The sequence below is a fragment of the Brevibacterium gallinarum genome, from assembly GCF_014836885.1.
Taxonomy (GTDB): Bacteria; Actinomycetota; Actinomycetes; order Actinomycetales; family Brevibacteriaceae; genus Brevibacterium; species Brevibacterium gallinarum.
Window position 1 is genome coordinate 27,196 of record NZ_JACSPY010000018.1, and the last position, 26,542, is coordinate 53,737.

At 68.6% G+C, this 26,542-nt stretch carries 20 protein-coding genes and 1 pseudogene; 4 read left to right on the forward strand and 17 right to left on the reverse strand.

Going from position 1 to position 26,542, the window contains the following annotated elements:
• Window positions 1-17 precede the first annotated feature (17 nt).
• Both H9634_RS13085 and H9634_RS13090 read left to right on the forward strand, forming a co-directional pair.
• On the forward strand, window positions 18-1,463 hold the full coding sequence (locus H9634_RS13085; RefSeq protein ID WP_191727243.1) for a TIGR01777 family oxidoreductase: 1,446 nt from the start codon (window positions 18-20) through the stop codon (window positions 1,461-1,463).
• A gap of 137 nt (window positions 1,464-1,600) precedes the next feature.
• The gene (locus tag H9634_RS13090; RefSeq protein ID WP_191727245.1) at window positions 1,601-2,977 is read left to right on the forward strand and encodes an NAD-dependent succinate-semialdehyde dehydrogenase; all 1,377 of its coding nucleotides are present in this window, start codon (window positions 1,601-1,603) and stop codon (window positions 2,975-2,977) included.
• A gap of 95 nt (window positions 2,978-3,072) precedes the next feature.
• Here H9634_RS13090 and H9634_RS13095 read toward each other — a convergent pair whose 3' ends face one another.
• The 14 genes from H9634_RS13095 to H9634_RS14800 form a co-directional block, all read right to left on the reverse strand.
• A complete protein-coding gene (locus tag H9634_RS13095; protein ID WP_191727247.1) occupies window positions 3,073-3,867 on the reverse strand; it encodes an ABC transporter ATP-binding protein in 795 nt (264 codons plus the stop codon).
• On the reverse strand, window positions 3,864-5,003 hold the full coding sequence (locus H9634_RS13100) for a FecCD family ABC transporter permease (protein WP_191727249.1): 1,140 nt from the start codon (window positions 5,001-5,003) through the stop codon (window positions 3,864-3,866). Before H9634_RS13100 ends, H9634_RS13095 begins: the two co-directional genes overlap by 4 nt.
• Window positions 5,000-6,103: an ABC transporter substrate-binding protein gene (locus H9634_RS13105; protein ID WP_191727251.1), complete on the reverse strand. Its 1,104-nt coding sequence runs from the start codon at window positions 6,101-6,103 to the stop codon at window positions 5,000-5,002. The genes H9634_RS13100 and H9634_RS13105 overlap by 4 nt, the downstream gene beginning before the upstream one ends.
• A gap of 12 nt (window positions 6,104-6,115) precedes the next feature.
• On the reverse strand, window positions 6,116-9,739 hold the full coding sequence (locus H9634_RS13110; protein ID WP_191727253.1) for an ATP-binding cassette domain-containing protein: 3,624 nt from the start codon (window positions 9,737-9,739) through the stop codon (window positions 6,116-6,118).
• Between the two features lie 2 nt (window positions 9,740-9,741).
• Window positions 9,742-10,011, reverse strand: coding sequence for a MoaD/ThiS family protein (locus H9634_RS13115; protein WP_191727255.1), 270 nt, complete (start codon window positions 10,009-10,011; stop codon window positions 9,742-9,744).
• On the reverse strand, window positions 10,008-11,252 hold the full coding sequence (gene moeB / locus H9634_RS13120; RefSeq protein WP_191727256.1) for a molybdopterin-synthase adenylyltransferase MoeB: 1,245 nt from the start codon (window positions 11,250-11,252) through the stop codon (window positions 10,008-10,010). Before moeB ends, H9634_RS13115 begins: the two co-directional genes overlap by 4 nt.
• Window positions 11,252-13,249 carry an alpha/beta fold hydrolase gene (locus H9634_RS13125; RefSeq protein WP_191727258.1) on the reverse strand — a complete coding sequence of 666 codons (1,998 nt, stop codon included), beginning with the start codon at window positions 13,247-13,249 and terminating at the stop codon, window positions 11,252-11,254. The genes moeB and H9634_RS13125 overlap by 1 nt, the downstream gene beginning before the upstream one ends.
• Window positions 13,246-14,613: an MATE family efflux transporter gene (locus H9634_RS13130; protein WP_191727260.1), complete on the reverse strand. Its 1,368-nt coding sequence runs from the start codon at window positions 14,611-14,613 to the stop codon at window positions 13,246-13,248. The genes H9634_RS13125 and H9634_RS13130 overlap by 4 nt, the downstream gene beginning before the upstream one ends.
• Window positions 14,610-15,746: a TfuA-like protein gene (locus H9634_RS13135; RefSeq protein WP_191727262.1), complete on the reverse strand. Its 1,137-nt coding sequence runs from the start codon at window positions 15,744-15,746 to the stop codon at window positions 14,610-14,612. Before H9634_RS13135 ends, H9634_RS13130 begins: the two co-directional genes overlap by 4 nt.
• A complete protein-coding gene (locus tag H9634_RS13140) occupies window positions 15,743-17,047 on the reverse strand; it encodes a YcaO-like family protein (RefSeq protein WP_191727263.1) in 1,305 nt (434 codons plus the stop codon). Before H9634_RS13140 ends, H9634_RS13135 begins: the two co-directional genes overlap by 4 nt.
• The gene (locus H9634_RS15015; RefSeq protein ID WP_191727265.1) at window positions 17,044-17,670 is read right to left on the reverse strand and encodes a hypothetical protein; all 627 of its coding nucleotides are present in this window, start codon (window positions 17,668-17,670) and stop codon (window positions 17,044-17,046) included. The genes H9634_RS13140 and H9634_RS15015 overlap by 4 nt, the downstream gene beginning before the upstream one ends.
• A 524-nt stretch (window positions 17,671-18,194) precedes the next feature.
• Window positions 18,195-19,571: a YcaO-like family protein gene (locus tag H9634_RS13150; RefSeq protein ID WP_191727267.1), complete on the reverse strand. Its 1,377-nt coding sequence runs from the start codon at window positions 19,569-19,571 to the stop codon at window positions 18,195-18,197.
• Entirely contained in the window at window positions 19,568-20,419 is an 852-nt protein-coding gene (locus H9634_RS13155; protein ID WP_191727268.1) for a hypothetical protein, read from the reverse strand. Before H9634_RS13155 ends, H9634_RS13150 begins: the two co-directional genes overlap by 4 nt.
• Window positions 20,420-20,527: 108 nt before the next feature.
• The gene (locus H9634_RS14800) at window positions 20,528-20,653 is read right to left on the reverse strand and encodes a hypothetical protein (protein ID WP_263598817.1); all 126 of its coding nucleotides are present in this window, start codon (window positions 20,651-20,653) and stop codon (window positions 20,528-20,530) included.
• A gap of 284 nt (window positions 20,654-20,937) precedes the next feature.
• Here H9634_RS14800 and H9634_RS13160 point away from each other — a divergent pair, with 284 nt between their 5' ends.
• Both H9634_RS13160 and H9634_RS13165 read left to right on the forward strand, forming a co-directional pair.
• Window positions 20,938-21,672, forward strand: coding sequence for a type 1 glutamine amidotransferase (locus H9634_RS13160; protein ID WP_191727269.1), 735 nt, complete (start codon window positions 20,938-20,940; stop codon window positions 21,670-21,672).
• 189 nt (window positions 21,673-21,861) lie between these two features.
• Window positions 21,862-23,523, forward strand: a complete 1,662-nt coding sequence (locus H9634_RS13165; RefSeq protein WP_191727270.1) for an alanine/glycine:cation symporter family protein — start codon at window positions 21,862-21,864, stop codon at window positions 23,521-23,523.
• 123 nt (window positions 23,524-23,646) lie between these two features.
• Here the strand turns inward: H9634_RS13165 and H9634_RS13170 are convergent, their stop codons facing one another.
• The 3 genes and pseudogenes from H9634_RS13170 to H9634_RS13180 form a co-directional block, all read right to left on the reverse strand.
• Window positions 23,647-24,396, reverse strand: coding sequence for a sulfite exporter TauE/SafE family protein (locus H9634_RS13170; protein WP_191727271.1), 750 nt, complete (start codon window positions 24,394-24,396; stop codon window positions 23,647-23,649).
• Window positions 24,397-24,447: 51 nt separating this feature from the next.
• Window positions 24,448-25,116: a biliverdin-producing heme oxygenase gene (locus H9634_RS13175; RefSeq protein WP_191727272.1), complete on the reverse strand. Its 669-nt coding sequence runs from the start codon at window positions 25,114-25,116 to the stop codon at window positions 24,448-24,450.
• A gap of 94 nt (window positions 25,117-25,210) precedes the next feature.
• A pseudogene (locus H9634_RS13180) lies at window positions 25,211-26,542 on the reverse strand (hypothetical protein); the annotation flags it as partial.

The following is a 26,542-nucleotide window of genomic DNA, read 5'->3' on the forward strand; positions in this document are numbered from 1 at the left end:
CCTGAAAGAGTAGGACCATGGCAGTCTTCACGAGTTCGCTGGTCGTTCCGTATCCTCTGCACACCGTCTTCGCATGGCATCGACGGCCCGGGGCGCTGACCCGGCTGAGCCCGGAATGGGCGATGCAGATCGAACAGGAAGCCGAGCCCTTGACGCCGGGCTCGCAGGCGTCGATGAAGATCACCCTGCCCGGCACGCACGGGCTCGTGCGCACCCCCTTCTCCGTCGAACACGCCGCCGGGCCGAGTGAGCACTCCTTCATCGACCGGCAGGTGCGGGGTCCGCTGAGCTCCTGGGAGCACACCCACACCTTCACCGAGGTGACCGGCGCTGAATCCGTCGGCTCGGCCTTCACCCGCATCGACGACCACATCGACTACAGCTTCGCTCCCGGGATCCTGCCCGGGGCGACCGAGATCGACGCGACCGCGATGGAACCGACACTGCGGGCGATCTTCAGCGCCCGCAGCGAACGGCTGCTCGCCGACCTCGCCTACCAGGATGAGCTCACCGCGATCGGCGGGCCGCAGCGGAAGAAGATCCTCATCGCCGGTGCCTCAGGCACCGTCGGCTCACAGGTCGCCGCCCTCCTGTCGACCGGCGGACACGAGGTGCGCACACTGGTGCGCGACACCCCGCGGAAGGCCTCCGAGATCAAGTGGAATCCCGACCTCGGCATCCTCGACCCCAACGCACTGGCCTGGGCCGATGTCGTCATCCACTTGGGCGGGGCGACGATCGGCACCCGCTTCTCACCGGCGGCCAAGGACCGGATCATGCGCTCGCGGCGCGATTCGACGAAGCTCATCGTGCTCACCATGGAGCAGCTGTCGGAGACCCGCCGGCCCGAGGCGTTCATCTGCGCCTCGGCGATCGGCTACTACGGCTACGACCGCGGCGACGAAGAACTCAGTGAAGACGCCGGTTCCGGCGGCGGGTTCCTCGCCGAGGTGTGCCGCGCCTGGGAAGAGGAAGCCGCCCAAGCCGAAGCGCTCGGCGTGCGCTGGGTGTCCGTGCGCACCGCCCAGGTGCTCACCGCACTGTCAGGACCGCTGCGCCTGCAGCTGCCGCTGTACCTCTCCGGCCTCGGCGGGCGGATCGGCGACGGCCAGCAGTGGATGTCGTGGATCTCGCTCGACGACATCGCCCGCATCTACGCCCGCGCCGCCGTCGACCCGACGATGAGCGGGCCGGTCAACGCCGCAGCCCCGCAGCCGGTGCGCCAGGCCGAGTTCGCTCAGGCGCTCGCCGGGCTGGCCTCGATGCCGGCATTCGTGCAGACCCCGCGCCTGGGTCCCGAGATGCTGCTGGGCAAGCAGGCCGCCCAGGAGCTCGTGCTCGCCGACCAGCGGGTGGTGCCCACCCGGCTCGGCGAACTCGGCTACCGGTTCCGGTACCCGGAGATCCGGCAGGCGATGGCCGACGCCCTCGGCTTCCCCGACACCGACCACACCGACACCTGAGACCACCAGTTGAGCCCACCGCCTGAGACCACCAGTTGAGCCCACCAGCTGAGCCCACTGCCTGAGCCCAGACCACCCGACCCCGACAGATCCACGCGCCCACCACCTCGGGCGCGGCCGAACCGAAAGGACACCCCATGAGCAGCGCAGGATACCGCGTGCAGAACCCCGCCTCCGGCGAGATCGTCGAGACCTTCGACACCGCCAGCCAGGCCGACGTCGATGCCGCCCTCGACCGCGCCCACACCGCCTACCAGTCGTGGCGGGAGATGACGATCGAAGAGCGCGGCGAGATCGTCTCGCGGGTGGCGAACCTGTTCACCGAACGCAAGGACGCACTCGCCCAGATCATCGCCGAGGAGATGGGCAAGCCGCTGCCCGAAGGCGAGGAGGAGGCCGAATACTGCACGGCGATCTTCGAGTACTTCGCCGAGCACGGCCCGAAGCTGGCCGCTGACCAGGAGATCCCGACCTTCTCCGACGGCAAGGCCTACGTCGAACGCCGCCCGATCGGCGTGCTGCTGGGCATCATGCCGTGGAACTTCCCCTACTACCAGGTCGCCCGCTTCGCCGCACCCAACCTCATGCTCGGCAACACCATCATCCTCAAGCACGCCGAGATCTGCCCGCGCTCAGCGCAGGCGATCCAGCAGATCATGGACGACGCCGGCGTGCCGGCCGGGGTGTACAACAACCTCTTCGCCAGCCACGACCAGATCGCCGAGATCATCGCCGACCCACGCGTGCAGGGCGTCTCGCTCACCGGCTCCGAACGCGCCGGCTCCGTCGTCGGTGCGCTGGCCGGCAAGCACCTGAAGAAGGCCGTGCTCGAACTCGGCGGCTCCGACCCGTACGTCATCCTCGACACCGATGACGTCAAGGAAGCGGCGCAGACCGCCTGGGAGACCCGGATGTACAACACCGGCCAGGCCTGCAACTCGAACAAGCGGATGATCGTCATGGACGACATCTACGACGAGTTCGTCGCCGAGCTCACCCAGCTCGCCGAAGGCATGACCCCCGGCGGGCCGGGTGATGACTACGCCACCACGTACACCCCGCTGTCCTCCGCCGAGGCCGCCGACCGCCTCGACGAACAGGTCCAGCAGGCCGTCAAGGACGGCGCGACACTGCGCGCCGGCGGCACACGCGGCGACGGCGCCTACTACGCTCCGACCGTCATCACCGACGTCACCAGCGACATGGAGGCCTACCGCGAGGAGCTCTTCGGGCCGGTGGCCGTCGTGTACAAGGTGTCGTCGGATGAGGAGGCGCTCACGCTGGCCAACGACACCGACTTCGGCCTCGGCGGTGCGGTGTTCTCAAAGGACAAAGCCCGGGCGGAGAAGATCGCCCAGCAGCTCGACGTCGGCATGTCGAACGTCAACACCCCAGCCGGTGAGGGCGCCGAGGTGCCTTTCGGCGGCGTCAAGCGCTCCGGTTTCGGCCGCGAGCTCGGCCCGCTGGGCATGGACGAGTTCGTCAACAAGCGCATGTACTACGTCGCTGACTGACCTCAGCGGCACAGCACAGAGCTGAGCCTGCGGGGCTCCCCTCCACCGGGAGGGGAGCACCGCGGTCGTGCGTTCGCAGCCGATGACGTATGCCGTCAGTCGATGATGAGCCGCTGGGCGCCGGCCACTTCGATCCACTGCGCGTCGACATCGAAATGCGCGGCAATCACCTCAGGGGTCAGCACCTGCCGCGGCCGGCCGGTCTCCTGCACCTGCCCGCCAGCCAGCAGCACGACGCGATCGCCGAACTGCGCGGCTGCCGTGAGATCGTGCAGCGCCACGACGACGGTGCGGCCCTCGTCGCGGGCCAGGGCGGTGAGCAGCCGCAGGATCGTGCGCTGGTGGCCGATGTCGAGGTGATTGGTCGGCTCATCCATGATGATGAGCTCGGTGTGCTGCGCGAGCACCCGCGCCAGGTGCGTGCGCTGGCGCTCACCGCCCGACAGTGTCGCCAGATCGCGTGCCGCCAGGTGGGTGACTGCCGCCTTCTCCATCGCCTGTGCGACGTGGCGGTCGTCATCGGCACTCAGCCTGCCGAAGGGCCCCTGCAAGGCAGTGCGGCCGAGCTCCACCGCTTCGCGCGTGCGGGTGCCGAGGGCGGCATCCTGCTCCTGGGTCAGAACGCCGATGCGCCTGACTCGCTCGAGTCTGGAGAGCTCCGTGAGGCGGCGACCGCCGAGTCGGATCTCACCAGAGAACGTCCGGGCGCCGAACACGCCGCCGAGCAGCGTGGATTTCCCTGAGCCGTTCGGACCCACAAGCACGGTCACCTCACCGGGAGCGGCATGGAAGCTGACATCGCGCACGAGGATCGTTCGCCCGACTGAGACCGTGACCTGTTCGACGGTGAGTGCCCCGGCGGTGCACTGCGTGCTGTTCGTGTGCTTCACAGGGTGCCCCGCATGCGTGTGATCATGAGGACGGCGAAGACGGTGGAGCCGATGATCGCAGTGATGACGCCCAGCGGGATCTCCGACGGCGGTGTGATGACGCGGGAGACGACGTCAGCCCACGTGAGGAAGGCCGCGCCGGTGGCTGCGGCGGCCGGCAGCAGCCGGCGATGCGCAGTGCCGACGACCAGGCGCACGGCATGGGGGATGACGAGCGAGACGAAGCCGATGCCGCCGGCAGCAGCCACGCCGACACCGACGATGAGCGCGCAGATGGTGATGAGCTCTGCGCGCAGCCGGCCCGGGTGCGTGCCGAGCGCATGTGCGGTGTGATCGCCGAAGGCCAGTGTGTCGAGGCGGCGCGCACGCACCAGCAGATAGGCGATCCCGCACACGAGGACGAAGACCGGCAGCAGCATATCGCCCCACTGCGCACCAGCGACCGAGCCGAGCTGCCAGAAGATCGCCGAGCGCAGCTTGCGGTCATCACCGGCTGCGATGATGACGAAGTCCGTCAGCGCTGCGAGCAGGAACGACACCGCCATGCCTGCGAGCACGAGCTTGAGCGGAGACGCTGCACCGCGTGCCGAAGCGAGCAGGATCGTGAGCGCGAAGCCGACCCCGGCACCTGCGAAGGCCCCGGTGGGGATCGCAAGGCTCAGGGCTGCGCCCGGGGCCAACGCGATCACCCCGACAGCGCCGAGCGCAGCCCCCGAAGTGCCTCCGAGGATCGACGAATCGGCAAGCGGATTGCGCACAACCGCCTGCAGTACACAGCCGACGAGCCCCAGCGACGCCCCGATGATCGCAGCGAGCATCCCGCGCGGCAGCCTCAGCTCCGCGACGAGCAGATCCCCGTCGGGCACATAGTCCACTCCCCATGCACGCCGGTAGGCGATCCCGAGCACGTCGATGAGGCTCCGCTCACCGGAGCCGACCATGCCGGAGGCTCCGAACCCGGCGACGACAAGCGCGAGCATACCGATGACAAGTGCGGCGGTGAGGGCATCGCGCGCGCGATGCCGGCGCGGTGCGCGCACCGCACGTGCGGCCTCGGATCTTCCTGCGCCGGTGGATTCGGTCCTGGCGGACTGGGTATCGGCAGGCGTGCCGGCCGCCGGGCGCAGGATCTTCATTCGCCCTGCGCACCTCGAGCGGACTCCCCGCCGGCCTGCGCATGCTCCCCGCCGGAGACCTGCGCGGCGGCCTCGGCCATCTGGATGATGCCGTCGATTGCCTGCGGGCCGGGCACGTTGCGCGAGTAGTCGAGGGTGATCACCCGGCCGTCGGTCTTCACGGCGTTCATCTTCGCCAGTGCCGGGTTCGACTTCAGATGCTCGAGAAGCCCATCGCGGACCTCATCGCCGCCACCGCCACCGGAGAAGATGATGTCGGGATTGCGGGTCGCGACGTCCTCCCACGATGGAGTGACAAAGGCCTTCTTCTCATCGGCGTAGGCATTCTCCAGACCGGCGCGGGTGAGCAGCTCGTCGGCGAAGCTGCCGCCGCCGGAGACATAGGGCTTCGAAGGATCCTGGTTGCCGTTGATGACGGCCGTGGGCGGGGTGCCGGAGGGCTTCTCAACGGCATCGATCGAGGACTTCCACTCATCGGTGAGCTTCTCACCGGCGTCCTTGGCGCCGATCGCTTCACCGATCGTGCGCACGTCGGTGAGGTAGCCGTCAACCGTGGCGTCGGGCTCGTTCTCGCAGGCCTCGGAGAGGTTGAGGTACGGGATCTTCAGCTCGTCGAGGCGCTTGACGAGGGAGCCGCCCTCGTCGTTGAACCCGTAGGCGACGATGAGGTCCGGCTGCAGGTCGAGCACCGCCTCGGCCGAGGGGAACGGGAAGGTGCCGCCGAGGTTCTCCGTCTTCTTCGCCTCCGCGGCCAGGTTCTCCGGCAGGTCGTCCGGTGCCGCGCCGAAGTACCCGGCGACCTGGTCACCGGCACCGAGTGCGAAGAGCGTTTCCGCCGCGCCGTCGAAGCCGACGATCTTCTCGGGCTTCTTCTCGATTGTCACGTTCTGGCCGCAGTTCTCGACGGTAACCGGGAATCCGTCGCCAGCTTCGGTGGAGGCATCCTGTTCGGGCTTGCTCGGTGCACAGCCGGTGAGCAGAGCCGCAGTCAGAGCGGTGGCAAGCGCCGCCGCCGAGGCGGGTGCCGGTCCTCGCAGCCGGTTGCGCAGGCGTGCGGAACGGTGGATGCGTTCGATGGCGGAGGTGTCATGAGTGTTCATTCTGGGCCCTTCTCATGGGTTGGTTGGGTGATTGGAAGAGAACCGGCGGCCAACGCCTGCAGGCGCCGGTCTGGCGTCGCCGGGAAGCTGCGTGATGGCAGACAGCTGTGGGGTGACGAGAGAGCTGTAGGCCGGGCAGCCGCAGAGCAGCTCTGCGTGGGTGCCGGCCCCAGCCAACCTCCCGGCATCGAAGACGAGGATGTGGTCAGCGAGCAGGACAGAGGACAGCCGGTGCGCGACGAACAGCACGGGGATGCGCTCGGACAGGCCGCGCAGCGCCGCATGCAGGCGGGCTTCCCCATCGACGTCGAGTTGGCTGACCGCTTCGTCGAGGATGAGCGTGCGCGGGGCTGCAAGCAGTGCCCGAGCCAGTGCGAGACGCTGTCGCTGCCCGCCGGAGAGCGTCTGCCCGCCGCCTAGGAGCATCCGGTCGAGTCCCTCGGGGTGATCGGCGATCTCCTCGATCGCCGCTGCCCGCAGCGCTGCCATCAGCTGTTCATCTGACGGATTGCGCACCCGGCTGAGAGTGAGGTTCGCACGGATCGTGTCGTGGAAGAGCGCCGCATTCTGCGCGACCGTGATGACACCGCCTGCGCGCGGGCCGCACCCGGCACTGGTGATCAGACGTCCGCCGGCCAATGGCAGATGGCCGGCCAGAGCAGAGACCAGGGTGGACTTCCCGGCTCCTGAGGAGCCGACGACTGCGGTGATGCCCTGTGCCGGGACGGTCGCCGTGACATCGCGCAGCGCGCAGGTGTCCGCCTGCGGCCAGCGGACGCTGATGTCGTCAAGATGCATCGCAGCCGCACGCCGCACATCAGCACCGTCTGCGTCCATGCAGCCCGCGCTGCGCGGCTCGGCGGCGAGCGGCTCAGCGGTGAGCACCGCATCGATCTGCTCGACGGCGCTGTTCGTCTCGCTGCTGTGCCGCGTCACGCGGATGAGGTGCTCGACCGGGCCGGTGAGTGCCCACGCGAGTGCGATGAGCGACAGCTGCCAGGCGCTCGCCGGGAGGCCGAGCGCTGGCTTGGCTGCCAGCTCGGGGAAGAGCGCAAGCCCGGCGGCCGCGCTGAGCGGCACGAGCGCCACCCACGCGGACACTGCAGCGTCCTCGAGTCCACGCAGACGGCCGATGCGCAGCGCTGCGGCGGCCTGGTCGCGGGAGCAGGCGGCGATCTGTCGGCGCGTCTGCTCGCGTCGATCGAAGGCGAGGATCTGGCGAATGGTGCCCAGCACCTCGGCGATGGTGTCCGCGAGCCTCGCACGCGCCTCAGCCACCGCCGCGTTGAGCACGGCTGCGCGACGGCGAATGACGAGGGGGATGAGGCCCCCGGCGGCCAGACACGCAGCGAGCAGCACCGCGAAGCCCGGGCTCAGCACAGAGATCGCAGCGACGCCCAGCAGCGGCACGCCGATTCCGGTGAGCAGGTAGATCGAGGTATGCGCATAGAACACTTCGAGCTTCTCGGCATCTCGCAGCAGCACCGAGGACAGGGCGTGGGGCGAGCGGCGGCCCAAGCCGTGGGGCAGCAGATGGCACAGCGCCCGCAGCAGGCGGTTGCGCAGATCCGCTGACACGTCGAAGGACAGCAGGTGCGACCAGTAGTTCTCGAGCCAATGCGCAATCGCAGCGGTGACGACGCCAGCTGCAGCGATCCACAGCAGCACATCTCCCGCCCGGGATCCTGCGGCTGCCGAACCGGAGACGGTGAAGACGGTCAGCACTGCAGCGACGGCGACCACCTCGGCGATCTGCGCGAGGACACCCGCTCCGGCAGCACCGGCGAAGGCGCGGCCGTGCCCGCGCAGTGCCCGCAGCAGGCCGCACAGACCACGACCGATGCTGCGCATATCGCGTTCAGGCAGCAGAGGGTCGGTGCTGACCGGCGCCCCTGGCAGGGGAGTGTCCGGCTGGTCGGCGGAGGGGAGCAGGGGTGGACTGAGCACCCGGTGGACGAACCCTCCTGCCACCATGAGCTCGGGAACCGAGCCGGATTCGATGACCTGTCCGGCTGAGAGGACGATGACATGGTCGGCCGCCGCGATCGTCGCCGGTCGATGGGCGACGACGATCGTCGTGCGGCCGCGGCGGCGCAGACGGATCTGCTCGAGCAGGCGTGCCTCACTCTCACCGTCGAGCCCTGAGGTCGCCTCATCGAGCAGCAGCAGCGGATGGTCGAGCAGCAGTGCTCGTGCGGTGCTCACGCGCGCCCGCTGCCCGCCGGACAGCAGCGATCCTCCAGTGCCCACCGGCGTGTCGAGCCCGCGCTCGGCGAGCAGGGGACCGAGTCCCAGCTCAGTGCACATCTGCGTGATCTGCGCATCGGTGAACCGGGATTCGGGGTCGATGTTCGCCCGCAGTGTGTCGTCGAAGAGCACCGGGCTCTGCTCGACCTCGGCGATCGCGCGCGCACAGCTGCTGAGGGGAATGCTGCGCAGTTCGACATCCCGGGCCGCATCAGTGCTGCAGACGATCTCACCGGTGTAGCGGTCGTCGGTGCGGCGCAGCAGGGAGAGCAGCGTCGATTTGCCCGAGCCTGAAGCACCGATCACTGCAGTGGTGCATCCGGCAGGGATATCGCAGCTGACGGAGCTGAGCACCGGATCCGGTTGATCCGGATAGCTGAAGGTGAGGTTGCGGAAGCGCAGCTGCGGAACATCGGCGAGCCGGTGGCCGGGCACGGCTGCGTCATCACCGGCGCAGGGGCGCTGCTCGCTGAGCGCATGCACGGAGCGCGCAGCGATGAGCCCGAAGAACCCTTCGTGCCAGCGGGTGCGCAGCTCCGCGAGCGGGCGGGAGATCTCCAGCACGATGAAGGCCGCTGGGAGCAGCAGCTGCGAAGCGGGGCCGGTCAGCCACAGAGCTGCGATCGCACCGACACCGGCGAGTGCGGTCGCGACAGTGGTGAGGGTCCACGACCCGAGTGAGACTCGCAGGTCGTGCTGAGCCGTCTGGCGCAGGGCCTCGGCACGCGCTCCGAGGCGTTCGACGATCACCCGCGTGCCGCCGGTGTCGATGATCGTCGACATCTTCTCCAGCGCTTCGGACACATCGGCGATATAGCGTTCCTGAGCCTGCCACACCGCCTGGCCCGCCCGATTGGTGACGGCTCTCCAGATCTGCTGTGCGGCGAAGGTCAGGGCGATGCCGGCCAGCACGCAGACGGCGGCAGCCAAGCCGGGCAGCCCGAGCAGCATGAGCGCAATGAGCCCCGCCGGTACGGAGAGGAGAACGGCCGCGAGCTGGGTGAGGTATTCGGCCGTATAGGCGGAGAGCTTCGCGGTGGCATCGACGACGGTGGTGACGGCAGCACCGGTGCGGCGCGTGCGGGCATGCACTTCCCCGAGGTCGATGAGCTGGTCCATGAGGCCCTGACGCAGCGCTGTGGTCATCGCTGCGGAGAAGCGCGAGAGGCACCGACCGGCCGCAGTCGAGGCGAGAAGGCGCACGCCGGTGAAGGCGAAGGCTGCGGTGAGCGCGGTGCTCCAGCCGGCGGGCAGCGCAATGACCGCGAAGCCGAGTGCCCCGGCTGCGGCGAACCCGGCCAGTGCAGCCAGTGTGCGCAGCAGGGCGGCAGCGACCCACCAGCCGGGGGCCGTGCCGATGAAGCGAAGGGCGCGCGGATCGAGCAGCACGTCTAGCCCCCTGCAACCGCAGTGAGGAAGCGGATCTGCGCGGCCGTGGCTGTCGGTGCATCCATCCCTCCCAGATCCTCGGCGGGTTGTCCATCGATGAGCGCGTGGACATAGGGCACGAGCTGTCCCTCGCGCAGCACTGCAGCGCCGAACTGCGGATGATCCGCGTTGATGGCTGTGATGATGTCCCGCAGGGTCTCGCCGCGTGCGTGCGCATCGGGTGAATCGGCGACGAATCGCCGCAGCGGTGTGGCGAACGCGATCTCGGTCATGGGGTCTGCTCCTGTTCTTCAGCGATCGGCTCGTGTCCGGCTGGGTCGGCACCGGGAATGCTGCTGTGGCTCGGGTCGGCATGCAGCGGGCGCTCAGTCGGCAGGCCGGCTGCCTTCCAGGCCGCGATCCCGCCGTGCAGACTGAATGCGGGGATGCCCGCTTCTGTCAGGATGTCTGCTGCCTGCAGGGAGCGGGCACCGGACTGGCATCCGATGATGAGCTCACGATGGGGCCCGGATGCGAGGCGTTCGCGCAGCGCAGCTGCCTGCGTGCGGTCCTCCATGAGCTCGGCGAGTGGAAGGTGCACAGCATTCGGATACGCGAGCTCGGCTGTCTCCTCATCGGTGCGGACGTCGACGAGCAGTGCCTGTCCGTTTGACAGCCGGCTGTGCGCCTCGTGCGGTGTGAGTTCGGCGACTGCGGTCTCGCAGGCTTCGCTGACTGCTTCGAGCTCTGTGATCGGACGGCGGTCTGCACGGCGGCGTACCGGAACCTCCTCCGTCCGGCCGGAAAGGGCATCGACGAGGACAAGGCGACCGAGCATCGGTTCTCCCACTCCGGTGATGAGTTTGACGGCTTCGAGCGCCATGGCTGAGCCGATCACCCCGCACAGCGCACCGAGGACGCCGGCTTCCGCACACGAAGGGGCGAATCCCGGTGGCGGCGGACTCGGATAGGCGTCTCGATAGTCCACGCCAAGGCCGTCTGGAGCACTGTCCCAGAACACCGAGTACTGGCCTTCGAAGCGCAGCAGTGAACCCCAGATGCTCGGCCGTCCGGTCAGTGCGCAAGCGTCGTTGACGAGGTAGCGGGAGGCGAAGTTGTCGCTGCCGTCGATGACGAGGTCCCACTCCCCGATGATCCGGCAGGCGTTGTCGATGTCCAAGCGGACCGGCAGCTCTTCGATCTGCACGTGCGGGCTCAAGGCAGTGAGCGTCTGCTGGGCCGACGCGGTCTTGGGCCCTCCGACGCGGTCGGCGCGGTGCAGGATCTGCCGCTGCAGGTTGCTCACCGACACGGTGTCGTCGTCGACGATGCCCAGTGCTCCGACCCCGGCTGCGGCGAGGTAGAGCGCTGCCGGACTTCCGAGACCTCCGGCGCCGATGATGAGCACCCGGGCAGCGCGCAGGCGACGCTGTGCGGTTTCACCGAACTCCGGCATTCGCAGGTGACGGGAGAACCAGGTGCGCTCTTCCGCGCTCAGCGGCGCACCAGGGGCGAGAAGCGGTGGCAGAGACATCAGCGGGCTCCTTTCGCATGATCGTCGAAGCAGGGGGCTGGATCGGATGCAGCGGTTCGTGCGGGAAGCGGTTCGAGAGCCAGGTGTTCGCTGAGGAAGTCGAGCGCTGCGTTATAGAACCGCATGCGGTTGGAGAAGCGGACGAGCCCGTGCCCTTCATCGGCGAAGCGGAGGATGCGGGCCGTGAGCCCGCGGTCGCGCAGCGCTTGGCCGATGAGGTCAATATGGGAGGAGGGCACGCGCGGATCGTGTTCGCCGTGTGCCAACAGCAGCGGTACGGCGAGGTCTCCGATGCAGTTGATCGGCGACACCGCCTCGAGGTCGCGGCGCGAAGCGGGATCCGCCGGGTCGCCGACCCGGGTCGTGAGAATCGCGCGAAGAGGCTCCCAATAGGCAGGGATTCCCTCGATGAGACCGGGCAGATCCGTCGGCGCCATCGATGCGACCGCGCAGCAGTACGCGAAATGCCCGGATCGCTGCGCGCGGCAGGCGGCGAGAAGCGCTGCGTAGCCGCCATAGGACGCTCCCATGATCGCCACGCGCTGCGGGTCGATGAGGCCGCTGCGCACGAAATGGGCTGCGGCGTCGTCGAGATCCTGTGACATCGCCCTGCCCCATTCGCGATCACCTGCGTGGAGGAATGACGTGCCGAACCCTGCCGAGCCGCGGAAGTTCACGCGGATGACCGCACAGCCGGCGGTGGTCAGCGCCGTCACCTCGGGATCGAAGTGCGCTTCATCGCGCTCCCAGGGTCCGCCGTGGACAAGGACGACTGCCGGAATGGGCTCGGTGCGGGGTCGTGCGGTCGATGTCTCAGCCGCCGGCACCGAAAGATAGCACGGCAGCTGGACGCCGTCTGCGGCAGGCACGTCGACGGCGACTGTGTGCACGTCCGGCAGCTGCGATACGCCCGGCAGCTGAGGCGGCAGCCAGACGATCCGTTCAGCGGTCGGCACCCACACGCCGCTCTGCGGGCTGGAGCGGCCGTTGTCCCGGTGCAGTGCCCACGGCACCTGGGGATCACTGCTGCGCCGGTCGATATGGATGTAGTGACGGCCGTCGGGCTCAGCGCGCATCCGGTCGATGACAGCCGCGGTGGAGTCGTCGAATGCAGTGATGTGCTGCGTGTGCCGCCCGTATTCGACGGCTGTCGGTGCGCCCGTCGCCGGGTCAGTCCAGACATCGTCGATGGAGCAGTCGGGGAATGCGGCGAGCACTCTGTGGTCGGTGATCTGCGTGCCGTTGAGGACGCATTCCAGCAGCTGAGTATGATCACTGCCGTGACAGGCGGTCATCCACAGACGCTCGGAACCGTCGACTGAGCCGATTCCCACGACGGCGCTGCCGGTTGCTTCCGAAGGGCTGGACTGCCACCGCAGCGGGCGTGCGAGCTCCTGACCGGAACGGTCCCATCGCAGCTCTGTTTCGACCCCGGCATCGGGCAGCATGCGGGTGCCGCCCCGCACCTGCCCGGCATGGTCGAGGATCCATGAGTCGTACCCGGGATTCTCGGTATGGAGTCGGGTGGATCCTGAGCGGGTGTCGAGGATGTGAAGGTCGTGCAGCTGCGGATCACGGTCGTTGAGACCGATGTACACGCTGTGCGGGTGCGTGTGGCGATGCACGTAGAGCCTGCACTGCACGCCCTCTGGGGTCACCGCCCGGGGCGCTGCCGAACCTCTGCGGTCGAGGAGCACCGCGCGAGTGTTCTCGTCTCCGTGCGGGTCGATGAGGCAGAAGATGTGCGTATTGTCGTGCAGCAGCGCGTATCCGCGCAACTCCTCTCCGGCGAAGAGCATCTGCGGCTCAGCGCTGGTGCTGCCGGCGCAGTGCGCCGCGATCGTCTCAGCCGCTGCCGGCCCCGAAGGCAGCGGCAGCCCCATGAGCGCAGGACCCTGCTCGCCGGGGTCGATCCAGGCGAGCATCCGTCCGTCAGGGGAGATCGTGACGGCGCTGTACTGGCGGTCTCCGAAGATCTCCGGCAGCCATCTCCTCATGCGCTCGCCCCCGTCGACAGACGGCGCCAGCGCGGCAGCAGCCGGACGGCGCACACGAGCAGCGCGGAAGCCCAGTAGGCAAGGTGAGTGATGAAGACGCCTGTCAGGCCGAGCTCATAATGACGGGTCAGCAGCCAGCCGAGTGGGAGGAACACCGCATATTCGGCGATGATGGCGGCTGCCATCGGGCCCCGCGTGTCCTTGAGCGAGCGCAGGCCGGCAGTCATCGCCACCTGTACCGCCATGATGAGTGCTTGAGCGAAGGCCAGCCACACGACGGTCTGTGCCGCTGCAGCGATCTGCGGCTGCGTGATCTGCCGCAGCAGCGGCGGCAGAGCGAAGGGCCCCAGGAGGACCGCGAGTGCGCCGATGCCCAGGGTGAAAGCCGTTGTCGAACGCCACACGTGCTTCCACTGGTCTGCGTCTGCCGCACCGGCGGCACGGCCGAGCAGGGTCGTGGCTGCGGCTCCGACGCTGGAGAGAATCGTGAACACGACCATGACCGAGGCGATCTCGAGGAAGCGCGCGGCTGAGAGCAGAGTGGGGGAGAAGGGCGACAGCAGCCAGGTGACGACGAGTCCGGCACCGGCGCTGGCAGCGAAGAAGACAGCCTCCGGCCATCCCAATGCCAGCAGCGAACGCAGTGCGCGCGGGCTGACGACGAGGAGCATCCGAAGCTGCGGCGGCGGGATCTCCGCACTCGTCGAGCGGCGTACGAGCCAGAGGAAGACTGCTGCCCCGGAGACCGTTCCGATCAGCGTCCCCAAGGCAACGCCGAAAGGCCCGATGAGGGCGTTGAGCGTCAGGGAGGCGAGAATGTCGACGGCGGCGGAGGCGGCTGAGGCAGCGAACAGGCCGCGGGTGGCGCCGAGTCCGGAGACACGGGCGCGCAGTGCCGAAGTCAGGCCGATGAACGGAAGCGCCAGCAGGGTGATCTGCAGATACCGGCTGGCGAAGACAGGGTCGATGGCGGCACCGCCGAGCAGTGAGAGTACCGGCGGTCCGGCAGCGGCGACGACCACGGCAGCCGCAGTGCCGATCCAGACGCCGGCCCAGATCGCTGTGCTGCTTGCACGGGCGGCGTGGTCGCGGCGGCCGGCGCCTGCTGCTCGGGCGATGAGGATCTGTGCCGAGGAGACGAGACCGGCGACCGACATCGCGAGAATCGACTGCAGGGATGAGGAGGCGACAACGGAGGCGAGCACACTGGCGGACGCGCTGCCGAGCAGTACGGCGTCATTGCTGCTGATGGTGAGGGTGACGAGGCCGGACAGAGCGATCGGCCAGGCGATCGCGAACAGCTCTCGCCAGGTGCGCAGCAGCTGCTTCGGTCCGGAATCGGTGGTCGGAGTCTCACGCGTCATGTCTGGGCCTCACGACCATCGTCTGCCCGGTCAGCGGCCAGCTGCCGGCCCACGTCCACAGCCAGCAGGTGATCCGGGACGGCTGCTGCCGCCTCGTCCCCGTAGCGATCCCAGGCCTGCTGGAGCAGCGACTGCACGGTGGCGAAGCGTATGAGGTCGGTGTCGCTCAGATGCCGGCTGCGTGCCCAGGCGGGAAGCGCATCGGCAGAGATGCCGAGGCTGCCGGCAAGCTCTGCACAGGCCTCTCCTGGGGTGGGTGCAGTGAGATCGGGTGCGGCTCCCTGTGCGAGGAGAGCGCGGACGAGTCCGGCGCGCAGTGCGTCATAGGGGAGGTCCGGGTCCTGCGGAGTCGTCTGCGGCTGTGAGGCGGCTGAGTGTGCTCGGCTGAGCAGGGTGTGTCTGAGGCGACGCAGCTGCTGGGTCGGCTGGTTCGGTTCTGCGGGTGGGAACGCAGGGTCAGCTGCTTCAGCCGGTTCGGCCAGCAGCTGCGGAAGCGCCTGCAGAGCGGATTCGGCGTCGCGGGTCTTGAGTCCGGTGCGTGCCGCGGCGAAGGACCGGAAGGCGCTGCGTGTCGTCACTGGCAGCGGCTGCAGGATCGCGTTCCAGCTGCGGTCTGCATAGAAGAGGGATTCGGCGGCCTCCACGCAGGCTGCTGCGGCTGCCGGGCTGAGCACTCCGGCGGCGACGGCGGCCTGCGCATGATCGTCGAGGTCGGCCAGCGGCACGCTCAGCGGCCGATGCTCGTCATCGGAATCGGCATGGGCGAGTGCCACGACATCATCTGCAGCGATGCGACCTGCGCGATATGCGGCTGCAATGCTGCCGAGGCCGCGTGCGCCCCACGGTTCGGTTTCCACCGCCCGCAGCGCTCCCATGCTCGAGCATCCGAAGACCCGCGCACCGGAGGAGAGCAGAGACAGGATCTCTTTGTGCCACACGGCGGGTGCGCCTTCGAAGATGCCGTCGATGATGAGGACATCACAGGCCTGACCGTGGAGGGCCTCAATGCTGCCGCAGCGCGCAGGCGGATGGAACTCGGCGGGCTGGGAGAGGCGCAGCCGTGCCTGTGCGGCGGTGATCGTGGGGCCGCAGAAGACGTGCAGCTGCCGCGTTCGGGAATGCGGACCCGTCATGAGCCGGCCTCCTCAGTGATAGCCAGCGCGCGCTTTCCGGGCAGGCAGGGGGTGCCGTACTGAGCGCCGGAGCCTTCGAGGCCGGGGGCCCAGACGCGAGTGACGGTGACCTCTGCGCCGGAGGCGCGCAGTGCGCCGAGCTGCAGGCTGAGAACTGGGTTGCCGGTGAGCGCTGTGATGCGCGCGGCCAGATCCTCCGGCCCCAGTGCGGCGAGCGCCGCTTCCGGCTCCGCTGTCAGCGCTGTCGTGTGCGGTGGTGGTGCCGAGCACAGTCGCGTGTCGAGGTCGCAGCGTGCTGCCGGGTCGAGGATCCGGTCATACTCAGCCGGCAGCAGGTCGTCACGGGCCCCGGCGATGGTGATGAGCCGGGATTGCGCGGCCTCGGTCAGCGCGCGAGCGGCGGCTGCGTCGGGGTCCGTATCCGCTGCGGTGCCCATTGTGACGGGCACCGGCCGGAACATATGCGAGTGGGCATCACTGAGCACGGCGGCCATGGCTGGGATCGCCGTATCGGAACGGAGGTCGACGAGGCGGACTCGGGCGCCGTGTGCTTCGAGCTGGTCTGCAAGTGCGGCTGTGCGTGGGCCGCATGACGCAGCCGTGACAGCCGGTGTGAGCGGGGGCAGCGGTTCCCCGACGGACTGCGCCCGTGCGGAGGCCACCGCAAGGGCATCGCGTTCGATGAGCTCCAGCAGCGCATGCCGGGCAGCTGCCGACGGTTCGAAGCCGGCACCGAGCCCCGCCGAGTCCTGGACCAGGCCGAGGGCAGACGGAGGCTGCGTCCAATCGGTGTGAACGGCGTCGAAGGGAACGAGAACCCGTTCGCCGGTGAGCAGCTCCTCGGCCTCGGTCCACCAGGTCTCGGCGGCAAGCCGGATCGGTGTGCGGTGCGGAAGGAGACGCGGATCCACGATCCGCCGCGAGGCGCGAAGCTGAAGGTATGAACCGTGAATGCACGGCGGTCGGCAGGTCTCGGCCGTCCATGCTTCGATTGCTTCCATGCTCGCGGACACTGCAGCTGCGGCAGTGGTCTCACCCCGGCCGCTGAACACCGACAGGGAGCGGGCGGCCGGTCGGATTGCGGAGACAACAGGAATGCCGAAGGTGTCGAGGCCGGTGATCTCAGCCAGCCGCGAGACGCCGATGCGCCCGAAGAGCTCGCGCAGCTGGGCCACACGTGGGTCGTTGAGCCAGTGCGGTGAGGAGAGCAGGCTGGGAAAGGACGCCGGTTCTGAACCTGTGGTCGGCGTCGTCTCGCCCGTGGTCGCCGGCGGCGCCGGTGTCGTGTGCTGATCGTTCATGCCAGCGGCACCGGAAGCTCGTCGGGGTGTGCGCTGCGCGGCAGCGGAGCGAGGGTCGTCGGTGAGAGTGCGCGCCACACGGTCGAACCCGTGGCGGCCGTTTCCGGTGAGCGCAGCTGCACCGCCCAGACGCGGTGGCCGGCCGTACAGAGCTGTGACAGCGGATCGCACCCGCGTGGGCGCTCAGCTCGCTCCGGAACAGCGAATGCCGGATCGACCGCCTCGGAAAGGTGTGCCGCGATCGCAGCGCTGAAGCGCATATCTGCGAGGGCCAGCAGGGTGTGTGCCAGCGAAGTGCACTCGCTCGGCGGGAGGTCGAGGTAGCGGTGCGAGGCATCGGCTGCAACGCCGAGGAGCTCGGCTGGAGCAGCAGCGAGCCGGTGGAGAGCTGCCAGGCTCACGATCGCCTCCTCAGCCGCCTTGAGGCACGACGCTTCGAGATCCGGCCCGGCGGCTGCACCGACGGTGCGCCAGCCGGTTCGCGCGTCGACGGCCTGGGCGAGACAGCAGCAGCTTGTGATGCTGAAGAGCTCGACGCGGCAGGAGGTTCCGGCGGCGGCTTCGACGGCCGCCGGCGCTGTGAGGCGGACAGCAGGCAGCTCGCCGCGCCACCATCGGGTCACGGCGTCGCGTTCGAGCAGTTCCCACAGTGCGGAGCCAAGCGTGGGGTCGCCGGCAGGCGCAGACCGGCAGTCTGCAGAATCGCCTGCAGGACCCGAGGCCAGGCCAGCACTGCCGTGAGGGAACCAACCGGTCGTTCCGAGCAGGACCGCTGCGGCATCGACTGCAGCGGTGGCTGCCCAGCCCTCAGGGCGGAGTTCGCGGACAGCGGTGCGTGCACCGCTGCGCTGAGCTAAGGGGCCGAACTCCGGCGTGATATCTGTGACGCACCGCCCGGGTGGTGCCACCGGCTCGCCATGCCAGGCGGCTGCACGTTCGACTGCCTCGCCCTGCATCCGTGAAACGGCTCGAGCCGGACTGAACGCAGCCGCTCCGCTGACGGTATCGGGTGAGCCGAAGAGTGCGCCGGTGCACGTCCAGACTCGGCTTCCGGGCAGCGCGAGCCGCACCGGGTCGGGAGCGCAGGTTCCACAGCGGCTGTCGGTGATGGCGGCGCGGCCTGAGAGCTGGTCTGGAATTGCTGTCATCAGGTGTGCGGCAGGGGGAGAATCGGGGACGTGACGTCCAGCGGTTGTTCGACGAGACCGAGCTGCTGCGGCTCGGTGCACCAGCGGGAGCCTCCGCGCAGGGGGAAGCCGGCGGCGGCGTTGGAGTAGGTGCCTGGTGCGATGACACGCACGACGGAGTGCCCGGCAGCGGCGACATCCGGAGTGGTGAGGTCGACGGAGACCGGGTCGTGGCCGAGTTCTGCCAGTCGCTGGCGGTAAGCCTCATGCACATCTCCGGCGACGGGGCGAAGCACAGCCGGCGAAGCCGTCTCCTTCGGGCTGCGCAGATGGGCGACCCGCTGTTGTGCGCGGGCGTCGAGATAGTACTGCGAGTTGCAGCACAGATCCGGCATGTCTGCGAAATCGCTGCGGAACGAATCGCAGTAGTGTCTGTCGCTGCGGAATGGTTTGAGCAGAGACGCACCGAAGAGTCCGAGCTCAACTGCCTTCCAAGGTCCTCCCGCAGGATCGAGCAGCCCCTTGGAGTACGAACGCAGGCTGACCGCCTCCGCGGCGGCTTTATAAGCGGCAGAGAGCACTTCAGGGCGTGCAGCAGTGCCGACGGCGAGGATGTCGTACTCGGGGTCGAACAGAACGACGGCAACGACCGGGACCTGCCAGCGGTTGGGCACGGCCAGCACTGTGTACTCGAACTGATCGGTCTGCGAGGACAGAGCCGCGCTCAGGCCCGGCAGCAGCTCCTCCGGCACAGCGCAGGCGCTGCCGCCTGCGCGCCACCAGATCTCCACCGCATCCCGTTCGATGATCTCCTGCATGGCAGCGAGCTCGGCTTCACGGCGGCTGCGGCCAGCTGCGAGACCGGCGAAGAGCAGCGCATTCGTCCGCGGCTCGCCTGCATAGACGGTCGAGTGGAAGTTCGCGAAAACGATCCCGGCAGGAGCCAGCATCGGAGCCTCGCTGCTCATGCTCCGCCCTGCCGCCCACCTGACCCGGAGGTCGGCAGTGAAGGGGACGAAGGGGAACTCCTCAGTCGCATACTGCTCGTCGCTGTACAGCCGCAGCGAACGCGGATCGATCGCCCTCACCCCTGCGGCGCTGAGCTGAGCGAATGAGGCCTGCGGCAGCCCGGCGGGCACGAAATTCGCACAGTAGCGTTCGAGGGCCTCTCCGACCGCAGCGCGGGATGCGGCCGCATGCGAGGCGAAGACCATCCCGGTCGACATGCGATCAGCAGGCCAGTCTCCGTTGAGATTGGTGTCTGCGACATGTCCGACGGACATCGAGAAGGTGCGCGGCCATTCCGGCGGATTGGCGTAGTGTTCGATCTCTGTCAGCAGACCGGTACGACGATCGACAGCGGCTGCGGCAGTGGCATCTGTGCTGGTCGGCTTCATCGCTGAGTGCTTTCAGGCACGGTCAGGATGAGCTGTTCAGGTCGGGCAGGGTGAGCGCCGTCGGCGCGTGGAACAGGAAGCACGCGGTGATGGCTCAGCTCGCCGGCAGCGCTCACCACGGTCTCCGTGTGGCGCAGCAGATCCGGGGTGCTGTGCAGAGCCGTGCGCAGCCAGGCCGCTGCCAGCAGGCACGTGTCCTCGGCCGGGTGCGCGAGGCGGGCACCGTCGGGAGGGAACCACAGCGTGCTGAGCATCTCAGGTGCTGGGTGCGCGGCGAGGCGCCGGTCACGCAGGTCGAAGGAGCTGGGAAGGCCGCCGGGGGCCTCCGGCAGGGTTCTGAACGGCTGCGGCCACGGGCCGATGACGATCGAGCTTCCCTCAGCGCTGACGGGCAGGGGCACGCAGGAAAGCTCACGGCCGCAGGCCTCGACGTCGGCAGGGTTGGGGCGCACGGCGGCGAGGACGACGATCTCCTCAGGTGCACCGGGCCAGACCGGGATGGGGCCCTCACTGCAGAGCAGACGTTCGAGAGCGGAGCGCAGCGGGCCGGTGGAGGCCTCTGTGGTGGCAGAGATGATGCGGATCCGGGACTGTGCCGGCACCTGGGCGGAGACGACATAGCCCTCCGCACGGAGCGCTGAGAGGGCCTCGGCGGCCTGTGGGGAGATGAGTTCGCCGAAGCGGCCTGCGAGCATCCGCTCGGCATCGTCGACCGGCAGAGTGAGGCGGGCGAAGGATTCAGCTGCGTTGACGACGATGAGGACACCCGGTTCTGCCTGCCAGACGGAGACGTCTGGTGAGAACACGAGTTCAGGCTGCTCATGGTCGTGGCTGGGGTGAGTCGTCATGATGCGGGCTGTGCGATCTGCTTCCGGTGAAAGGGGCTGGGCGATGCGCTGGGCTTCCGGTTCTGAGCGTGGTGGTGGCCCAGCATGATGCCGGGCCACCACGGGGACTCACTTCCACGCCGACAGCGCAATCGGGCTGTTGTGGTTCGACGAGTGCAGTGCAACGCCGGCCGGGCGAACGCCGATCTTGCTGAAGGCAGGAGCCTCAGAGTTCTGGTTCTGCTTGTCAGCCATGGTTTCCCTCCTTCCTCTGCTGGGGGAGTGCTCGCGGGTTCGCGAACGTGGTGGCGAGTCTTCCGGCCCCGTTTTCTTATGGTCAAATGGGGATATCTTGATGGCCGCATATGTGTGTGGGGCGTCGGCTTCGGATCGGTCTTCGGCTCTGCTCGTCCTTGTCCGTATCGCGGACTCCTCGACGATGCACCGCCTCCTCAGGCCCGCTTCGCACAGGCTCGACTGCATGACTGTTGGCGGCTCGGGCCTCGTGCGGTGCCAGAACGCACCGCTACTGTGGAGACATGTCACCGCGGATCCTCGTCATCGAACACGAAGCCGGCACTGATGCTTGGCGCTTCGGCGACTGGCTCGAACGCGCCGGTGCCGAGCTCATCGTCGCCCGCCCCTACCTCGGGCCCGGCCACGCCGACCTCGGCCCGCCGCTGCCGGCCGATGCCGCAGCGCTGCGCGCAGACTACGACGCCCTCATCGTCCTCGGCGGAGCCGCCGGCCCGCTCGATGACGAGGGCAACCCGTGGTTCCCGCACGTGCGCAGCCTGCTCGCCGCCTCGGCCGAGGGTGCCTTCCCAAGCTTCAACATCTGCCTGGGCGGCGAGCTGCTCGCCGCCGCCACCGGTGGGCAGCTGCGCCGGCGCCGCGTCCCGCAGGTCGGGGCGTACATCGTCGCCGCTCGGCCCGAAGCCGCAGGCGACCCGGTGTTCTCGGCGATGCCCGCCTCGGCGCCGGCGGTCTTATGGCACCAGGAGGAGATGGGCCTGCCGCCGGGCGCGGTCCACCTCGTCGACGGCACCGACGCACCTGTGCAGGCGTTCCGGATCGGTCAGGCGTGGGGCACCCAGTTCCATCCCGAGACCACTGGATCGCAGGCGCGCAGCTGGGGGCAGAACGTGTCGATGCCGGTGTGGTGCGGCAAGGCGCACGAGCAGGTGATCGCGGAGATCACGAATGCCGAACCCGAGGTGGAGGCTGCGATGGCCCCGATCGCGGCGGCTTTCGTGGCGTATCTTCGCAGATGAGGCACCAGATTCGTCGATCTACCGCGCGGCCTGCGGGTGGTGGGAAGGTCGGTGCGGCGCGTCACGAAGCGGTGACGTTTTGACTCTGAGCATTGGATTGGCAATGACTGAGTTGTTACTCTGCACACTGGCGCCGCAGCCGAACCGACCCTTTGGCCGTACGTCTACTCTGCGCCTTGAGGCAACCCTATGAGTGCTCCCCTGTCCTTGTTCGCCGGATCTGTCGACCAGGTGATCGACGATCTCTTCGCTCCCTTTGCGACGCGACTGTCCAACGTCGTCTTCTACGAGCTCGAACTCTTCGGAGTCGGAATCCCGCTCATCGTCGTGTGGCTCATGGTCGGCGCGATCTTCCTCACGGTCTTCCTGCGTTTCCAGCCGATCACCGGACTCGGGCACTCCCTCAAAGTCATCCGCGGCAAGTTCACCCGCAAGACCGACCCCGGTGAGGTCTCGTCCTTCCAGGCGCTGGCCACCGAGCTGTCGGGCACCGTCGGCCTGGGCAACATCGCCGGTGTCGCTGTGGCGATCACCATCGGCGGGCCGGGTGCGGCGCTGTGGATCATCATCTTCGGTCTGCTGGCCATGTCGATGAAGATGGCCGAGGCGACCCTGGGCGTGAAGTACCGCCAGATCGCCGGTGACGGCACCACCTCGGGCGGTCCGATGTACTACCTGCGCGAAGGTCTGGCCGAAGTCGGCTGGCCGCGCCTGGGCAAGTTCCTAGCCGTCTTCTACGCCATCACCACCCTCATCGGCGTCTTCGGCGCCGGCAACCTCTTCCAGGCCAACCAGGTCGCAGCCATCATCGTCGACTCCACCGGCGGCGACTCCAGCTTCCTGGCCGACAAGCTGTGGATCATCGGTCTCGTCATGGCGCTCGTGGCCGGCTTCGTCATCATCGGCGGCATCAAGAAGATCGCCGACTGGACCTCGGCGATCACCCCTGCGATGGCGATCCTGTACACCGTGTCCGTGCTCATCATCCTTGCGATGAACATCACCAACATCCCGCACGCCTTCTGGCTCATGATCGAAGGCGCGTTCACCGGTGAAGGCGTGGCCGGCGGCATCGTCGGCGTGGCGATCGTCGGCATCCAGCGTGCGCTGTTCTCCAACGTCGGCGGTGTCGGCACCGCCGGCATGGCCCACTCGGCGGTCAAGACCGACGAGCCGGCGACCGAGGGCTACACCGCGATGTGGGAGCCGCTGGTCGACTCCGTCATCATCTGTACGCTCACGGCCCTGGCCATCATCACCACCGGCCTGCACGAGGCTGACGCCGGCGACGGCTCGACCGGTGCCGGTGTGGCGCTGACGAGCCAGGCGTTCGCGACCGTCTCGGCATGGTTCCCGTACCTGCTGACCGTCGCCGTTGTGCTCTTCGGCTTCTCGACAGTGCTCTCCTACGCCTACTACGGCCAGAAGGCCCTCGGTTACCTGACGAAGAACTCGGCTGTGGCCGACAAGATCTTCCAGTTCGTGTGGGTTGCCGCCGTCGTCGTCGGCTCGGCTGTCTCGCTCGACAGCGTCGTCGCCTTCTCCGATGCGACCCTGTTCCTCATGGCCGTGCCGAACCTGCTGGGACTGTACTTCCTGTCCAAGCTCGTGCGCCTGGAGATCCTGCGGCACAAGAAGAAGGCCGTTGTCGGCACCATCCGCGAGGTGCCCGAGGACCTGCAGGTCGGTCTGCGCGACCACGAGCCCACCCCTGAGCAGATCGAGCGGGAGAAGACCCGCCGCCACAAGGCGCGCGAACACCGCAAGCGGGTGCGCTCCGGCTTCCGCAGCGCCCAGCGCAAGCGCGGTGTCGACGTCGACGCGCTCGAAGACCCCGATAAGAAGGTCTGAGCCGAGCTCAGCTGAGACCGCACGCGAGGCGGGCAGACGAGGGATCGTCTGCCCGCCTTGCGGCATTCACGCACCGGTGTCCACCGCCCCGGGCACGGTTGCCACCGCCTCGGGCACGGTGGGTCAGCCGAGCATGAGGATCCCGCGCACGAGCGCGACCGCGGCCCCTGCACCGGCGAGCGTGATCGCCAGCCTGCGGGCGGCCTCGGCGGTCACGAGCTTCGCGAGCTTCCCGCCGGCGATGATGCCCAGGCCCACGGCTGCGAAGATGACCGGGAAGAGCCACCACGGCGGCAGCTGGGCGATCGTCATCGCCCCGACTGCGAGCTTCGAGCCGACCGACAGCGCCCCGAAGGTCGCGAACGTCGGCTGCATCGTGGCGGCGAACGAGCGCTGCGGCCAGCGGGCGAACTTCGCGTAGATGACCATCCCGGGCGCGGCGACGCCGGCGGAGGTGTTGAGGAACGCCCCGGCCGCGCCACCGGCGGCGGCGAGCCAGCGGGTGCGGATGTGCGGGACACGCGGGGTGCCGAAGGTCAGGGCCAAGGCGATGAGCACGACGAGGCCGATGACGATGTTGAGCCAGGCGGCCGAGAGTTCGCGGACGAGCAGGGCGGCCGGGATCGCGCCGAGGATGCCGGCGGGCAGGAAGATGAGGTAGCGGCGCCAGTCGACGTCCTTGAGCACGGCGAGCATGATGATCGTGCCCGACAGCATCGTCGTCGCATTCGCCATGAACACCCCGAGGGCTGGGCCCATGAGCAGTGCGAGCACCGGGGCGACGACGAGGCCGACACCGGTGCCTGAGAGCCGCTGCAGGGTCGCGCCGAGGAAGACGGCTGCGAGGGTGGCTGCCACGATGCCCAAGGTCATGCGGCAATCCTAGCGCCGGCCCCGGGGCCGAGGCGGTGGGCGCGTGCCGGGTTAGGCGGCGGCGGTGTGCATGAGGCCGAGTTCGGCGAAGATCGCCTGGTTGAGCCGGTAGCCGATGGCGGCTTCGTCGATGACCGCGTCCTGCTGGGCTGGGCTCAGCTCGGCGGAATCGAGGAGTGCGCGGTAGCGGTCCTTGAAGACCTTCGGTTTGGTGATGCCCTCGAAGCGCCACATCGACAGCGCTTCGGGTTCGATGCCGTAGTGGCGGCTGACGAGCCGGCCGATCGCGAGCCCGCCGGAGAGGTCGCCGAGGTAGCGCAGGTAGTGGTGGGCCAGCAGCCGCTCAGCCGGCAGCTCCGAGTTGATCCGTTTGGCCAGCGCCCGGGTGGCCGGCAGGGCGACTGGCGGCAGGCGGTCTGGGCCGGCCAGGGCGTTGAGGTCGGCGTTGATCGCCGCGGTCCGGGCCAATCCGGGATGGTCGAAGGCGCTGAGCACCGAGGAGGCGGGCTGTTCGCGGACGACGACTTCGAGGGTCGGGTAGAGCACGGCGTACTGCTCCAGCAGCGCCTGGTAGGCGCCGCGGTCGAGCCGGCCGGCCATGAGGTCGGCGATGAAGGGTTCGGATTCGGCTTCGCGGTGCGGGCGCATCGTCTCCTCGCGCAGCCGCTGGGAGAAGGTCAGGGCAGGGGGTGCGTCGGTTTCGTGTGTCGTCATGGTCATGGTGTCTCCTTGCGTGAGTGGTCAGTCTGCCAGCGCCGCCGGGAACCAGGGCCGGAAGAGGCTGAGGGGTCGCTGTGGAATCGGGTGCGCGGGCTCAGACCCAGGTGCCGGGATCGAGGCCGATCCGGCGGCGCAGCAGCCAGCCCAGACCCCAGGTGGCGGCCACGGCCGTGCCGGCGACTCCGCCGCCGAGCGCCCAGCCGCGCCAGCCGATGCCTGCGATGCCGTGGGATTCGCGTGCGTCAGCTGCCGCCGCGGCGAACGCGGTGTTGTCCTCGGTCTGGGCTGCGGCAGCCGGTGCGGTGTTCGGCCCGGCCGCGTTCGGCCCTCCTGGACCGCTGGCGGACCCGCCGGGTCCGGCTGGTGCGTGCTGCCCGCTGCCGCCGGGGGTGGTGCCGTCTCCGCCTCCGGTGTTGGCGCTGGTGCTGTAGTCCGATGCCGGCGGCTGGTAGTCCGCACTCAGGGCGATGGTCAGCGGGGCTGCCGGTTTGCGCGCATCGGCGATGCCGCCGGAGGTGTACCAGTAGGAGTGCTGGCCGGTCTTCTGGTTGAAGTCGACCCAGCTGGGCGGGAACGACCCCCAGCCCTCGACCGAGCGGTCCTGCGGGGTGCCGGTGCGGGGAGTGGCGTACTTCACCCCTGTGAAGTCCGGGTGGACGGTGAATCCGCCCTCGGCGATCGCCTTCGTGACGTCGACGCCGGAGAAGGTCGCCATCGTGATGGTCTCCGGGGTGATCTTCTCCCATTTGCTCAGGTCATCCATATCGGCGCCGAAGCCGGATGCGGTGCCGACGAGCTCACCGGTGCCGTCGGCGTTGACCTTCAGGTGCGGGTCCGAGATCGACCAGTAGGTCATGCCGGAGTAGAACACGATCGTGAACCCGCCCTTCCAGCTGGCTTCGATGCCCTTGTCGGTCGCATCGGCGGTGCCCTTGCCGATGGTGACGCGGGATTCATGCTGGGACTTCGGGTCCTTGGTCGTCACCGGTTTGCCGGTGCGGTCGATGCACTTGTTCTCCCAGGTGGCGGTGTGGAAGGTGCCGGAGGCATCCGGTTTCTCGATCCGCACAGCGCCGTCGGATGGCTTGTACAGCTTGCCCGGCTTCGTCCACACGGTCGCCCCGCCGTTGTCCGGGGAGACCCCGGCGGAGAGGAAGTTGCAGGTGCCGGGCGCGAAGCCAGCCGCGCTCGTCTCGGCGTTGACCGGCCAGTACATCGTGGCCGCGCCCGTGCCCGGGGTGTCTCCCGGGGGCGGCTTCGGTGGTCCGGGCTCCTCCTTGCCGCCATCATCGTCGTCCTTGGGCGGGGTGTCATCGTCAGGCGGGATGATAGTGGTGCCATCGAAGCTGACGTTGATGGGTGTGGTGGGTTTGCGGGGGTCAGCAGCCCCGCCGGAGGTGTACCAGTACTGCTTCTGCCCGGTCTT

Coding starts and splice junctions, on each gene's coding strand:
- H9634_RS13160 (WP_191727269.1), top strand. CDS start 20,938: ATGTCACCGCGGATCCTCGTCATCGAACACGAAGCCGGCACTGATGCT.
- H9634_RS13150 (WP_191727267.1), bottom strand. CDS start 19,571: ATGAAGCCGACCAGCACAGATGCCACTGCCGCAGCCGCTGTCGATCGT.
- H9634_RS13085 (WP_191727243.1), top strand. CDS start 18: ATGGCAGTCTTCACGAGTTCGCTGGTCGTTCCGTATCCTCTGCACACC.
- H9634_RS13165 (WP_191727270.1), top strand. CDS start 21,862: ATGAGTGCTCCCCTGTCCTTGTTCGCCGGATCTGTCGACCAGGTGATC.
- H9634_RS13115 (WP_191727255.1), bottom strand. CDS start 10,011: ATGACCGAGATCGCGTTCGCCACACCGCTGCGGCGATTCGTCGCCGAT.
- H9634_RS13135 (WP_191727262.1), bottom strand. CDS start 15,746: ATGACGGGTCCGCATTCCCGAACGCGGCAGCTGCACGTCTTCTGCGGC.
- H9634_RS13100 (WP_191727249.1), bottom strand. CDS start 5,003: ATGAAGATCCTGCGCCCGGCGGCCGGCACGCCTGCCGATACCCAGTCC.
- H9634_RS13170 (WP_191727271.1), bottom strand. CDS start 24,396: ATGACCTTGGGCATCGTGGCAGCCACCCTCGCAGCCGTCTTCCTCGGC.
- H9634_RS14800 (WP_263598817.1), bottom strand. CDS start 20,653: ATGGCTGACAAGCAGAACCAGAACTCTGAGGCTCCTGCCTTCAGCAAG.
- H9634_RS13140 (WP_191727263.1), bottom strand. CDS start 17,047: ATGAACGATCAGCACACGACACCGGCGCCGCCGGCGACCACGGGCGAG.
- H9634_RS13125 (WP_191727258.1), bottom strand. CDS start 13,249: ATGAGGAGATGGCTGCCGGAGATCTTCGGAGACCGCCAGTACAGCGCC.
- H9634_RS13090 (WP_191727245.1), top strand. CDS start 1,601: ATGAGCAGCGCAGGATACCGCGTGCAGAACCCCGCCTCCGGCGAGATC.
- H9634_RS13130 (WP_191727260.1), bottom strand. CDS start 14,613: ATGACGCGTGAGACTCCGACCACCGATTCCGGACCGAAGCAGCTGCTG.
- moeB (WP_191727256.1), bottom strand. CDS start 11,252: ATGTCTCTGCCACCGCTTCTCGCCCCTGGTGCGCCGCTGAGCGCGGAA.
- H9634_RS13105 (WP_191727251.1), bottom strand. CDS start 6,103: ATGAACACTCATGACACCTCCGCCATCGAACGCATCCACCGTTCCGCA.
- H9634_RS13175 (WP_191727272.1), bottom strand. CDS start 25,116: ATGACCATGACGACACACGAAACCGACGCACCCCCTGCCCTGACCTTC.
- H9634_RS13155 (WP_191727268.1), bottom strand. CDS start 20,419: ATGACGACTCACCCCAGCCACGACCATGAGCAGCCTGAACTCGTGTTC.